General features: G+C 69.7%; 12 protein-coding genes. 5 read left to right on the top strand and 7 right to left on the bottom strand.

From position 1 onward, the window contains the following. Positions 1-9 precede the first annotated feature (9 nt). The 4 genes from KL771_RS03595 to KL771_RS03580 all read left to right on the top strand — a co-directional run bounded on the left by KL771_RS03595 (position 10) and on the right by KL771_RS03580 (position 3,470). Positions 10-1,107: a hypothetical protein gene (locus KL771_RS03595; RefSeq protein WP_261967199.1), complete on the top strand. Its 1,098-nt coding sequence runs from the start codon at positions 10-12 to the stop codon at positions 1,105-1,107. After that, positions 1,104-1,748, top strand: coding sequence for a helix-turn-helix domain-containing protein (locus KL771_RS03590; protein ID WP_261967198.1), 645 nt, complete (start codon positions 1,104-1,106; stop codon positions 1,746-1,748). Before KL771_RS03595 ends, KL771_RS03590 begins: the two co-directional genes overlap by 4 nt. 124 nt (positions 1,749-1,872) lie before the next feature. Further along, a complete protein-coding gene (locus tag KL771_RS03585) occupies positions 1,873-2,697 on the top strand; it encodes a transporter substrate-binding domain-containing protein (RefSeq protein WP_261967197.1) in 825 nt (274 codons plus the stop codon). Positions 2,698-2,702: 5 nt separating this feature from the next. Then, positions 2,703-3,470: an amino acid ABC transporter permease gene (locus KL771_RS03580; protein WP_261967196.1), complete on the top strand. Its 768-nt coding sequence runs from the start codon at positions 2,703-2,705 to the stop codon at positions 3,468-3,470. A 13-nt stretch (positions 3,471-3,483) separates the two neighbouring features. On the opposite strand, the gene KL771_RS03575 is transcribed toward KL771_RS03580, so the two are convergent. After that, positions 3,484-4,251: a creatininase family protein gene (locus KL771_RS03575; RefSeq protein ID WP_261967195.1), complete on the bottom strand. Its 768-nt coding sequence runs from the start codon at positions 4,249-4,251 to the stop codon at positions 3,484-3,486. A gap of 196 nt (positions 4,252-4,447) precedes the next feature. Between KL771_RS03575 and KL771_RS03570 the strand changes: the two genes are divergently transcribed. Continuing rightward, positions 4,448-5,101, top strand: coding sequence for a glutathione S-transferase family protein (locus KL771_RS03570; RefSeq protein WP_261967194.1), 654 nt, complete (start codon positions 4,448-4,450; stop codon positions 5,099-5,101). A 27-nt stretch (positions 5,102-5,128) separates the two neighbouring features. Here KL771_RS03570 and KL771_RS03565 read toward each other — a convergent pair whose 3' ends face one another. The 6 genes from KL771_RS03565 to KL771_RS03540 all read right to left on the bottom strand — a co-directional run bounded on the left by KL771_RS03565 (position 5,129) and on the right by KL771_RS03540 (position 13,156). Continuing rightward, a complete protein-coding gene (locus KL771_RS03565; RefSeq protein WP_261967193.1) occupies positions 5,129-6,907 on the bottom strand; it encodes a hydantoinase B/oxoprolinase family protein in 1,779 nt (592 codons plus the stop codon). A 69-nt stretch (positions 6,908-6,976) separates the two neighbouring features. Next, positions 6,977-7,333: an SUEL-type lectin domain-containing protein gene (locus KL771_RS03560; RefSeq protein WP_261967192.1), complete on the bottom strand. Its 357-nt coding sequence runs from the start codon at positions 7,331-7,333 to the stop codon at positions 6,977-6,979. A 101-nt stretch (positions 7,334-7,434) separates the two neighbouring features. Further along, a complete protein-coding gene (locus tag KL771_RS03555) occupies positions 7,435-9,501 on the bottom strand; it encodes a hydantoinase/oxoprolinase family protein (protein ID WP_261967191.1) in 2,067 nt (688 codons plus the stop codon). Positions 9,502-9,585: 84 nt separating this feature from the next. Beyond that, positions 9,586-10,560, bottom strand: a complete 975-nt coding sequence (locus KL771_RS03550; RefSeq protein ID WP_261967190.1) for an ABC transporter permease — start codon at positions 10,558-10,560, stop codon at positions 9,586-9,588. Further along, on the bottom strand, positions 10,557-11,609 hold the full coding sequence (locus KL771_RS03545) for an ABC transporter permease (RefSeq protein ID WP_261967189.1): 1,053 nt from the start codon (positions 11,607-11,609) through the stop codon (positions 10,557-10,559). The genes KL771_RS03550 and KL771_RS03545 overlap by 4 nt, the downstream gene beginning before the upstream one ends. After that, entirely contained in the window at positions 11,606-13,156 is a 1,551-nt protein-coding gene (locus KL771_RS03540; RefSeq protein WP_261967188.1) for a sugar ABC transporter ATP-binding protein, read from the bottom strand. Before KL771_RS03540 ends, KL771_RS03545 begins: the two co-directional genes overlap by 4 nt. Positions 13,157-13,200: the final 44 nt, after the last annotated feature.

Here is a 13,200-nt window from a genome sequence, read left to right as displayed (position 1 = left end):
GGTGAACCGATGCCGGTTTGCGACAATGAGGTCGACCGGGCGGCCGGCAATCTGCTCATCGCCTGTGCGGCGGCGCGGGCCGGTGAAAGCCTTGTGATTCTTCACGAAAGTGCGCAGTACGGCTATTTCGGCGCCGGTCTCGCACCGGCTGTTGCGGCGGCCGCCGAACGGCTCGGCCTCGTCGTGTCGTCGGTCGAGGTCGCGTTCGACCCCGACGCAAGCCAGCTTCCCGATGCCGTGCATGAGGCGGTCGCGCGGGCCGACCACGCCCTGTTCCTGGCCCGCCTCGGCGACCAGCTCCGCTTCAAGGCCATGCCGGCCGGCAGCCGGCCGATCGTCGCCTATGTGCTCGACGAGACCGCGTTCGCCTCGCCCTTCGGCACGGCCGACCATCGGGCGATGGTCGCGCTGTCGGCCGCGATCGACCGGCACCTGGCCGGGGCCCGCGAAATCCGGGTGACCTGTCCGCTCGGCACCGATCTCGCCGGGGCCATCGCGCCGGAGCGGGCCGCGGCACCTTACGACACCTCGATCAAGCGCTTCCCGCAGTCGGTCCACCGGCCGGTCGATGCGACCGGCTTCTCCGGCCGGGTGGCGGTTGCCCACATGCTGTGCGGCACCGGCTCGCGCTACTACCAGCCCTACGGCATTCCGCTCGCCTCTCCCGTCGTCGCCGAGATCGGCGGCGGGCGGATCCGCGGCTGGTCCGGCCGGGCCGAGGAGGTTGCGCGGGTCGAGGCGCATGTCGCGTCGGTGGCCGACCGTTTCGGCATCGACGGTGCCGCGGTGCATTCCTGGCATGCCGGCATCCATCCCGGCTGCGCCTATCCGGGTTCGGCCCACGATCACTACGAGCGCTGGAGCGGATCGGCCTTCGGCAATCCGCGCATCCTGCATTTCCACACCTGCGGCCACTATGCGCCGGGCGAGATTTGCTGGAACATCATCGACCCGACCGTCGCGGTCGACGGCGTGCCGGTCTGGCGGGACGGCCGTCTCGACATCGCTGCCGTCCCGGGGGCGGCGGCGATCCTGGCCGAGCATCCGGATGTGGCGGCGCTGTTTGCGGCGCCCGAACGGCGCATCGGACTGGACGCGGCAGCATGAGCACGGCCGAGGTGACGATGACGGATGCGGAAACCGGCGAGGAGGGGCCGCCCGGATGGGAGGGGCCGGCGACCAGCGTCAATGCCGCCGTCGGCCGCACCTTGCGCGAACTGCGCGAACTCAAGGGCATCACCGCACGCGACCTGGCGCAGCGCGCCGGCGTCTCGGCCGCGATGGTCTCGCGCATCGAGACCGGCCAGGTCTCGCCGTCGCTGAGCGTGCTGGAAATGATCGCCGGCGCTCTGGAGGTGCCGATCGCCGGCCTGTTCCGCGATACCGGCTCGGCGGTCGCCGATTTCACGCTGGTGCGGGGCGGGGAGGGGCTGCGCTCGCGACGCATTCTCGGCGAGCACGAGCATGAATTCGTGATGCTCGGATTCCACCGCCGCCGCGACCTGCAGTTCGAAAGCGTCATCGTCACGATCGAGCGCAACGAGGCGGCCGCACCGCCGACCTATACCGGCCACGGCTGCGTTTTCATCTATGTTCTCGAGGGCGAGGCGATCTATCGTTACGGCAATCAGGAAATGCGGCTCGGCGCCGGCGATTCCGTTTGCCTGGACGCGGAGATCCGCTACGGCATCCAGAAGGTGCTGAGCCCCAAATTGCGCTTCCTCTCCGTTCAGGCGGAGCGGCGATGACCGGATCCCGATCGATCGACCGGGCCGGCAAGCTCACAGACGTTTCGCCGCAACGAGACCCGGCCGGTGCCGGGCGGCCGGCGGGCCCACCTTTCCAGCCACATCCGAACGGGCGGAGTGAACCATGAAGCGACGCGACCTTGCGAAATCCCTTGTTCTGGCCGGTGCCGCCGCAGCGCTGGCCCCCGCCGCGGTCCAAGCCCAGGCGGCCCCGCCGCCGCCCATGCCGACCGGCAACAACCGGCTCGCCGACGTCCTGAAGCGGGGATCGCTGCGCGTCGGCACCACCGGCGACTTCAATCCGATGTCGTTCCGCGATCCGGGCTCGAACACCTATACGGGCTTCGACATCGAGGCCATGACCCTGTTCGCCAAGGATCTCGGCGTCACCGTCGAATGGGTGCAGACCGACTGGGCGACGCTGGTCGCCGGCATTGCGGCCAACCGCTACGACATCTTCTCCGGCGCGTCGGTGGCCATGGGCCGCGCGCGCGTCGCCGCCTTCTCGCTGCCCTACCTGGAGGCCGGCACCGTGCCGCTCGCCAAGAAGGCCAATGCCGGCCGCTTCGCGACCTGGGAATCGATCAACGCGGAAGGCGTGCGGGTCGCCGTCAGCCTCGGCACCGTGTTCCACGATCAGGCCAAGGCGCATTTCCCGAAGGCCACCATCGCGGCCGTGCAGACCCCGGCGACCGGCTACCAGGAAGTCCTGGCCGACCGGGCCGACGTGACCATCACCAGCAATGTCGAGGCCTCGACGCTGATCAAGCGCTTCGACCAGCTGGCGATCCTGGTCAAGGGCGCGGAGATGCGCAACCGCCGGCCCTTCGCCTATGTGGTGCCGCAGGACGACGTGACCTGGCTCAACACCATCAACACCTGGGTCTCGCTGAAGCGCATCGAGGGCTATTTCGCCGCCCTCGAAGCCAAGTGGCTGCCGGCCGGTTGAGCAGGATGGCCAGTCTTCGCCGTATCGCCGCCGGGCTTGCGCTCGGCGGCGCCGTTCTGGCCCTCGGCGGCTGCGCCGGGGGCAGCTACAGCTGGGGCTGGCATTCGGTCTCGCCCTTCGACCCGCGCGGTCTCGCCAATCTGACCTTCCTGGCCGCCGGCGTCTGGGCGACGCTGGCGATCTCGGCTGTTTCGATCGCCATCGCGGTGGTGATCGGGCTTCTGGTCGGTCTGTGCGCGCTGTCGCCGACCAAGGCGCTGCGCCATTTCAACCGGGTCTATGTCGAGACCTTCCGGGCGATCCCGCTGTTGGTCCTGTTGCTCTGGGTCTATTACGGCCTGCCCGTGGTCGCCGGCATCCAGTTCGGCGTCTTCACCGCCGGCGTGATCACGCTGGCGCTGTCGGACAGCGCCTTCGAGGCCGAGATCTTCCGGGCCGGCATCCAGGGCGTGCCGCAGGGCCAATGGGAGGCGGGCCGCAGCATTGGCCTGACGCCCTGGCAGGTGATGCGCCTCGTCGTCCTGCCGCAGGCCATCCGCCGCATCCTGCCGGCGCTCGGCAATCAGTTCATCTACGTGCTGAAGATGTCGTCGCTGGTCTCGGTGGTCGGCTATCAGGAACTGACCCGGCGGGCCAACGAACTGACCCTGATCGAGTATCGGCCGCTGGAGATCTACACCATCCTGGTGATCGAATACCTGATCCTGATCGCCGTCGTCTCCTGGGCCGTGCGGCGCCTGGAGCGGAAACTCGCCGGCGGCGAGGCGCGTTGAGCAGGTCTGCTGCTCACACCGAGCGGCAGAAGCCGAAGAAGTCCTTCGCGAGATCGTCGACGGCGAGGGCCAACAAGTCCTCGCCGTGCTGGCGTGTCGCGAGCGAGGCGTCGGAGACCACGCGGCCGTCGGGGAAGCGGCGGCGGAAATCGGCGGCGTCGTAGTAGTTGTCGCCGCCATGCAGGATCATGTCGGCGAGCGGCGGCGGCGCCGGGCGATCGGTCTCGGCGATGTGGTCGGGATGGCTCGCCAGCGTCAGGGCGATCTCCGACGGGGTGACGTGATAGCCCTCGGCCGCGCCGTAGAGCGCCTTGCGCAGGGCGTCGACGCCGTCGAGTTCCCACCAGCTGCGCACGCGGCAATGGACCGGGCAGGGCTCGGTCACGCCCGCGAAGGAGCGCGCGGCGTAGAATTCCTGGATGGCGGCGCGCAAGGGCGCCAGATTGCCGCCGTGGCCGTTCAGGAAATAGATCCGCGTAAAGCCGGTCGCCGCCAGCGAGGCGACCAGGTCCTGGATCAGGGCGGCGAGCGTCGAGGGCCGGAGCGAGATCGAGCCGGCAAAGCCCAGATGGAATTGCGACATGCCATAGGCGAGCGTCGGCGCGACGATCACACCGTCGCGCGCGCCGAAGCGCCGGGCGATCGCCTCGGGGCAGAGATGGTCGGTGCCGATCAGCCCGTCCGGCCCGTGCTGCTCGGTCGCCCCGATCGGGATCACGATGCCGGGGCGCTCGGCCAGATAGGCGGCGACGGCCGGCGAGGTCATCAGTTCCAGGCGCATCGCGGATCCTTCCGGGCAGGGGCGAACCGTGTCGCCGATCCGCTCATGAAACCAAGATGTTCCATGAATCGTCCAGGCTGCCAAGCCGGCTCGGACGCGCGCATGCCGGACATGCTCTCGACGGCCCGCGCAAATTCGTACAAGCGGGGCGGCTCGGCCGGTGACAGACTGCGGGCCGGCCAGAAGGGGATCGTCGATGCGTCTCTATCAGCTTCCCGTTTCGCTCTACAGCTTCAAGGTCCGGCTCGGGCTGGCCCTGATGGGCGTCGGCCTCGAACTCGTCGAACCGCCCGGCGGTAGCTACCGGTCGGCCGAATATCGCGCTATCAATCCGGCCGGCACCATCCCGGCGCTGGTCGACGGGGACTTCTGGCTGGCCGAATCCGACGCCATCCTCGGCCATGTCGAAGCGCTCGGTCTGGGTCACCGGATCACCCCGGCCGATCCACGCCGGGCCGCGCGCGCCGTGATGCTGTCGCGCTGGCACGACCTGCGGCTCGAGCCTGCGCTGCGCCGGCTGTTCCCCCATGTCGGGTCCGCGACCCGCGACGCGGCAGTCGTCGCCGAGGCCGACAGGCTGATGGCCGAGGCCTTCGCGCTGATCGACACCGCCGTGTCGCCCGACGGGCCCTTCGTGACCGGTCCGACGCCGACCGTCGCCGATTGCGGCTACGCCGCGACGCTGGTCTGGTTCGATGCCCTGAGGGGGCCTCTCGGGCTGTCGGCCGCGCCCGGACCGCGTCTCGCCCGGGCGTCGGCGGCCTTGCGGATCGAGCCGTGGCTCGATGCCGAATTCGCGCGCTATCCGGCCCTGGTCGCGGCCTGGGTGGACGGCAAGCTGGCCGGCTGATCCTGCGGCGCGGGACCCGGCGGCCGGTCAGGCGGCGGTGGCCTCGCGCAGGCGCGCCGTGGCGGCCGGATCGACCCGGCCCTCGGCGGTGAGTGCGACCCGATAGACCGCCTCCGCGCGACCCGCGGCGATCCAGCCCTCGCGCACGTCATGGGCGACGCGTTCGGGCTCGCGCTCCTCCGGCCGGCCGTAGCCGCCGCCGCCGCCGCTGATCGACACCATGGCCTCGTCGGGACCGATCACCACCTCGGCGCAGGCCGGCACCGGTTCGAGCGTACCGTCGGCGCGGCGGCGATACTGCGCCGAGGGCGCCCCGGCATGGCCGCCGCGCGCACCGGTGGCGGCATTGACGTTGCCGTCGCTGACATAGGCGACCGTCATGGCGCAGCCGACCGGCGAGAATTCCGAATAGGCGCCGAGCGCGCCGCGGAACCGGCCGGCGCCCTCCGAATCCGGGATCAGCCGGCGCGTGCGCACGAAGAGCGGGTGGCGAAGTTCGTCGACCTCGATGGAATCCTGGTAGCACATGCCGGCATTGCCGACATGCAGGATGGTCAGCCAGCCGTCGGTCCAGGGCGTGCCGGCCCCGCCGGTGCAGCCGAGATAGACCTCGTTGACGAAGGGCTTGCCGTCATGGACACCCGAGACGACGCCGCAGGAGGGCGGGATCAGCGCGCCGGTCTCCGCCTGGCCGAGCCCGTCGGCGAGATCGGCGATCGCCGCCTGCACCGCATTGGCGACCCGGTCGGCGATGTTGGTGGTCGCGACCGAACAGGAGGTCGGGTGGCGCGGGCGGCCGACCACGCAGCCGTCGCGCAGGTGGATGCGGATGCGCCGGAAGCTGCCCTCGTTCTTCGGCACGGTATGGTCGATCGAATTGAAGATGCCGATCATCGGCGTCGACAGCGCGCAGGCCTCCGACAGGTTGAGCCCGTTTGGCAGGCAGTCCGGATTGTCGCGCATGTCGACCTCGATCAGCGCCTCCGCCGGCTTGACCTCGACGGTCGCCGTGATCGTCACGCCCTCCGCGGGCGTGCCCGGGAAGGCGTCATGCGTGGAGCTGCGCGTGACGCGGCCGGCCGGCAGGGCGCGGATCACGTCGACCATGCGGCTTTCCGAATAGTCGAACCATTGCTGCGCATAGGCGTCGAGCCGGTCCCAGCCGATCTCGCGGCCGAGCGCCATGATCTCGCGCTCGCCGACGCGCGCCGCGCCGAGCGTCGCCAGGTAGTCGCCCCACCATTGTTCGGGCACGCGGATGCGCATCCGGCACATCCGGATCACGTCCATGACATGCTGGTAGTCCGTCTGCACCTTCACGGCCGGGAAGATCAGCGCGCCTTCCGCATAAACGTCCGTGGCGGCGCCCATATAGGTCGTCGGCAGCGAATTGCCGCAATCGGCCTGGTGCGCCTTGGCCAGCACGGTGAAGCGGTGCCGCCCGTCGTCGTCGATGACCGGCACCAGGATCGAATGATCCGCCGGATGCGTGCAGCCGTGATAGGGCGAATTGTGCAGGAAAGCGTCGCCGCGCTTCAGGACTGGGTGGTTGTCGGTCATCGCGCGGGTCATGATCTCCGGCCCGCGCAGGACGTGGTTGGGCAGGCTCTCGGCGGTGGCGAGCAGTTCGTGCTGCGCGGTCAGCACCACGCAGGAGAAGTCGCGCGCGATGGTCAGGATGCCCGACCGGCCGGTCCGGTGCAGCGTGTTGGCCATCTTGCGCGCGATGCCCTCGAAGCGGGCAGTCAGCACGGCGAGCTTGGAGCCGTCGAGCGGCGCGCCGGACCTGTCTGCTGCATCCGTCACGGGGAAGCCTCCCTGGCGTCTCGGTTCATGGGAAGCGCGGCGCGACCGCTGAAGCCGCGCCGCGTCGATTCAGTTGCAGATCAGGGCGACCGGCGTGCCGTAGCCGGCCTCGCCCGGCGCGCTGCCCTGGAAGGTGCCGCGCCGTCCGCACTGGTACTTGACCTGGAAGTCCTTCTTGCACCCATAGGCGGGGTCGCCGAGCACCTTGTAGGAGACCTTGTAGTCGCAGAAGAGCCGGCCATTGCAGCGGGCCGCGACATCGCGCGTGGCATTGCCGGGGGCGACCCCGCAGGAGGCGCCGTAGGTGGCGCTGATCACGCGGATCACATTCTGATCCGGATCGTTGCCCATCGCGGAGGCGGTCCCGACGAGGCCGTGCGTGCCGAAGATGACGGCCGCAGCCGTCGCGAGAGATCGCAGCAACATATTCTATTTCCTATATAAATGAGTGCGGACTGCGCGCCATCTGAACGCGCCGCGCCGCGAATGTCCATGGATGCCGAGACCTGGACACACCGGTCCGGGCCTCAAAGCGCGATGACGAGATTGCCGGACCCGTCGCGATGGGCGTGGGCGCCGGGATCCAACACGATCGAGGTGAAATCGGATTCGATGATCGCCGGGCCGGCGATGACGGCATCCGGCGGAATCGATTCCAGCCGCCAGACCTCCGCCTCGACGCGGGCCTCGGTGCCGAGGAAGCGGACCGCGCGCGCGGGCAGGCGGGCCGGGCGGTCGGTCGCGGCGAGCCGGCCGGGCTGGCCGGTGCCGATCCGGCAGCGCACCTCGGCGTTCCAGCCGACCGCCTCGATCTCGGCGCCGGGGTCGCTGACGGCGAAGATGTCCTGGTGCAGGCGGTGGAAATCCGCCACCAGGGCGTCGAGATCGGCCTCGGTCTCGAAGCGTGGCCGGGCGAGCGGCACCTCGATCTCCCAGGCCTGGTCGGCATAGCGGGCTTCCGACGACCAGTGGATTTCGACCGCGCTGGCGCCCGCGCCGGGGCCGGCCGCGAAGGCGTCGCAGGCGGCCTCGAGGTCAGCCAGCGTGCGGTTGACGCCATCGCGGTCGAAGCGGCCGCTCAGCGTGTGGAACATCGCCTGCTGGTGCGCGGTCAGGTCCGAGATCAGCGCGCCGGAGGCCGACAGGGCCGCGCCGGCTTCCGTCACCACCACCCGCCGGCAGCCGAGCCGCCGGGCGATCGCGACGCAGTTCAGGCCGGCCGCGCCGCCGCCGGCGACGAAGGTCGCCTCGGCCGGGTCGATGCCCTGGTTGACGGTGATGTCCATGATCGCCTGGACCATGTGCTCGGTCGCCAGCGCCACGATCGCCTCCGCGGCCGCGTCGACCGAGAGCCCGAGCGGATCGGCCACGTCGCGCCGGATCGCGTCGGCTGCGGCGGGCTCGTCGAGCGCCATCTTGCCGCCGAGGAAGAAGCCGGCATCGATGAAGCCGAGCGTTACGGCCGCATCGGTCAGCGTCGGCCGCGTGCCGCCGCGGCCGTAGCAGGCCGGGCCGGGCCGCGCGCCGGCGCTGATCGGGCCGACATGCAGCAGGCCGCCGGCATCGACCCAGGCGATCGAGCCGCCGCCGGCGCCGATGCTCTTCACGTCGACCGAGGGCATGCCGGTCATGGCGCTGCGGAACGGCTGGCCGAGCCAGATCTCCCGGCTGCGCGGGATGCGGCCGCGCCGCACCAGCGACACGTCGAAGGTGGTGCCGCCGCTGTCGCCGACGATCAGCGTTTCCTCGGCCGTCCCGCCCGCATAGGCCTTGGCGGCGACCGGCGCCATGCTGGGACCGGAATTGATCAGGTGTACCGGCGCCTCGGCGACGCTCGCCGCATCCATCACGCCGCCCTGCGAGGTGACGACCAGAACGCGGCCCTTGAAGCCGGCATCGCGCAGCCGGCTCTCCAGCCCGCGCATATAGGCGCCCATGACCGGCTTCAGCGAGGCGTCGATGGCGGTGGAGGAGGCGCGGCGATATTCGCGGATCGACGGGTTGATGCGGTGCGACAGGGTATAGGGGATGCCGGGCAGGTGGCGCTCGATCAGCGCGCCGACCGCCGTCTCGTGGGCCGGATTGACCACCGACCAGAGCAGGCAGACCGCGACCGCCTCGGCCCCGGCCGCCCGGACCCGCTCCAGGATGGCGACGACCGCGGCCTCGTCGAGCGGCGTGCGCACGCGGCCGTCGGCCATGATCCGCTCGGGCACCTCGAAGGTCAGCGCGCGCGGCACATAGGGTTCGGGGTAGGGGACGGTGAAGTTGAACGGCTCGATCCGGCCGCCCTCGCGGAAGACCAGCGTGTCGGGGTGGCCCTCGGTGGTCAGGAAGGCGGTGCGCGCCGTGTTGCCGGTGACGATGGCGTTGATGGCGTGGGTGGTGCCGTGGACCAGTACGTCGCCGCGCGCCAGATAGCTGGCGAGCGTCTCGCCGGCCGCCGCCGCCGCCAGGGCCAGGCTGTCGATCAGGCCGGCGACCGGGTCGGTCGGCGTGGTCGAGGCCTTGAACATGGCGAGGCGTCCGTCCTCGCTCGCCACCATGAGGTCGGTGAAGGTGCCGCCGGTATCGACGGCGAAGCGCAAGCCCATGGTGCTGTCCGGACGTCTCGGCGGGCCTTGCGGCCTTGCGGGGGGAGGGGAGGGCCGCGCCGCAGGACGCGCGCGGCCGGGCGGCTAGCTCGTGACGCGCTGGTTGCGCCCGTAGACCAGCAGCATGGAGATGATGACCACGCCGTAGATGATCTGCCGGCCGGCCTCGGGCATCTGCATGATCGACAGCACGCTGTTCAGGAGCACGATCAGGATCACGCCCACCACGGTGCCGAGATACTTGCCGCGGCCGCCGAGGATGTTGGTGCCGCCGATCACCACCGCGGCGATCGCCGGCAGCACATAGGCGTCGCCCATGCCCTGGTAGGCCTTGGTCGAGTAGCCGGCGAGCAGCACCCCGGCGAGCCCGGCGAGCATGCCGCAGGCCGCAAAGGCGGTGATGATCACCCCGCGGGTATGCATGCCGGCCAGATAGGCGGCCGCCTCGCGGTTGCCGATGGCGTAGATGGTGCGGCCGAACACCGTGCGCTTCAGCACGATCGCGATCACCATGGAGACGCCGAGCCAGACGAAGATCGCCATCGGGATGCCGGCGATGCGCTCGGCGGCGAGGAACCGCATCAGGTCGGTGGCTGCCGTCTGCGGCGCGAAGCCACCGGTATGGGCGACCATCAGACCGCGCATCACGGCGTTGACGCCAAGAGTAAAGATCATCGACGGCACGCGCAGATAGGCGACGCCGAGGCCGTTGATCACGCCGACCGTCAGGCCGACGGCGAGGCCGGTCGGGATCGCCCAGGCGCCGCCGACGGTGGTCGCCATCATGGCGGCGGCGGCCAGCGTCCAGGCGACCGAGAGATCGATATGGCCGATCAGGATGACCAGCATCATGCCGGCCGCGACCACGCCCAGGAAGGCGCCGATCTGCAGCTGCTGCAGGAGATAGTTCGGCGACAGGAGCGTCATCGTGCCCTGGGTCGCCAGCGTGTAGCCCGTGCCGATCATCAGGAGCACAACGATGAAGGCCGACGCGATGACGATCGGCTTGTCGTCGGCGGCCAGCGCGAAGCGCCGGGGCTTGAGGGTGGCGGCGGTCATCGGAACAGCTCCAGCCGGTTCTTGATCCGCAGCACGCGCAGGCCGCCGAGGCTGACCGCCGCCAGGAGGATCAGGCCCTCGACCAGCGACTGCATCAGCGGCGGGATGTCGAAGATGCGGAAATTGAAGGAGATGACGCGCAGGATCAGCGCCCCGAACAGCGAGCCGATCGCCGAGCCCGACCCGCCGAGCAGCGAGGTGCCGCCGAGCACGACGGCGGCGATCGAGTTCAGCGTATAGGCACCGGCCTGCGGAATGTCGGCATTGCCCGAGGAGGTCTGGATCGCCAGGAACAGGCCGCCGATCGCGGCGAAGACGCCGGCCAGCGTGAAGGCGGCGAGCTTGGCCTGGTTGACCGGCAGGCCGGACATGAAGGCCGCGCCCTCCGCCGAGCCGACCGCATAGACCGTGCGCCCGATCACGGTGCGCCGGAACGGCACCCAGACGATCAGCACGACCAGGACCAGGAGCACGAAAGCCACCGGAATGCCGGCGATCGGCTGGAACCAGGCCGCCTTGCCGTCGTCGAACAGATGGTAGGTCTCGGCGAAATCGCCGAGCCCGTTGGTCAGCGCCCAGGACAGGTCCTCGTCGACCTTGCCGCCCGGCTTCGGCCGCAGAAACAGCGCGATGCCGATCGCGATCGCGCCTGTGGCGAGCGTGGTGATGATCGGCTGGATGCGGCCATAGACCACGATGCAGCCGTTCATGAAGCCGAAGGCGGCGCCGGCGGCGATGCAGGCGGTCATGCCGAGGAAGATCTGGATCGGCGAGCCGACGACCAGATGGCTGGCGAGGCAGTTGACCATGGTCATCACCGCGCCGACCGAGAGGTCGAGGCCGCCGAGCAGCACCGGCAGGGTCTGCGCCATGGCGACCATCACCAGCGCGAAGGCCTCGTCGGCGTTCTGGACGAAGACCTGCGGTGAGAAGCCCTTCGGATGGGCCATGTTGTAGACGAGGTAGAAGGCGGCGAAGAGGGCGATGGCGCTGGCCAGCCCGGCATTCTGCCTGAGGCGGATCAGCCAGTCCGGGGTCGATCCGGTCATCCGTGAACTCCGTGTCCGGACCGCGCGGCGGCGCCCGCATCGATGTTGAGGGCGCTGGCGATCAGGGCCTGCTCGGTGATCCCGTCGCCTTCCAGTTCGACCTTGATGGCGCCGTCATACATGACGGCGACGCGGTCGCAGCAGCCGATCAGTTCGTCATAGTCGGTCGAATAGAACAGGATCGCCGCGCCCTTGTCGGCGAGCTGGCGCAGGAGCGCATAGATCTCCTGCTTGGTGCCCACGTCGATGCCGCGGGTCGGATCGTTGAGCAGGATCACGCGCGGGTTGGTCATCAGCCACTTGGCGATGACGACCTTCTGCTGGTTGCCGCCCGACAGCGTCGCGACGGCATCACCCGGATGCCCGATCTTGATCTGCAGCCGCTTGATCGCATCCGTGATGGCGATCTCCTCCTTGGTCCGGTCGATGAACGGGCCGGTCGAAAGCGCGTCGAGCGAGGCGGAACACAGATTCTCTGCGATCGACATGGGCAGCATCAGGCCCTCGGTCTTGCGGTCTTCCGGGATCAGCGCGATGCGCCGCGACGGCGCCTTGGCCTGGGCCGGCGAACCCGGCAGGGCCGGCTTGCCGTCGAGCGTGACCTCGCCGGTGACGCCCTTCAGAACGCCGAACAGGGCGAGCAGCAATTCCTTCTGGCCCTGGCCGTCCAGCCCGCCGAGCCCGACGATCTCGCCCTTGCCGATCGACAGGTCGACGGCGCGCAGCCGGTTCTCCCAGGTGAGGTTCTTCACCGAGAACAGCGGCGCGGGCCGCTCGCGCTTCACCTTGGGCGGATATTGCGCGCTGATCTCGCGGCCGATCATCAGCTCGACGATCTCGCCATGGCCGTAGCGGCCCATCGGGAAGGTCTCGATATGGCGCCCGTTGCGGAACACGGAGGCGCGGTCGGCCAGTTCCTCGATCTCGTGCATGCGGTGCGAGATGTAGAGGATCGACAGGCCCTCGCGCCGCAGCCGCTTCAGCACCTCGTAGATGGTGGCGACGTCGGAATTGGTCAGCGCCGAGGTGGCCTCGTCGAGGATCAGCAGTTGCGGCTTCTTGCCGAGCGCCTTGGCGATCTCGACCATCTGCCGGCGCGACAGCGGCAGGTCGCGCACGTTGAGCAGCGGGTTCACGTCCTCGCAGCCGATCGAGGCGAGCAGTTCCTCGGCGCGCCGGCGCTGCGCCTTGGCGTCGATCAACCCGAAACGGGTCGGCGGTCCGACGATCGAGATGTTGTCCGCGACCGAGAGGTCGGGCATCAGCGACAGTTCCTGGAACACGCAGACCACACCGGCCGCATTGGCCTCGGCGGGGCTGAGGAAGCGCCGCGGCGTGCCGGTCAGCGTCATGCTGCCGGTGTCGGGCTGCACGACGCCCGACATGATCTTGATCAGGGTGGACTTGCCGGCGCCGTTCTCGCCCAGAATGGCGTGGATCGAGCCGGACGAGCAGGAGAAGTCGACGTCCTCGAGCGCCCGCACGCCGCCATAGCGTTTGGAGATCTTGGACAGGGACAGGAGCGGCTGGGCGTTCCGGTCGGTCATGAGCCTGGTGGGTCCGTCGGCAGGATGACAACAAAAACCGCGGC

Origin of the sequence: Prosthecodimorpha staleyi, from assembly GCF_018729455.1 — a bacterium.
GTDB classification, from domain to species: domain Bacteria; phylum Pseudomonadota; class Alphaproteobacteria; order Rhizobiales; family Ancalomicrobiaceae; genus Prosthecodimorpha; species Prosthecodimorpha staleyi.
This window is presented reverse-complemented; position numbering and strand designations above follow the sequence as displayed.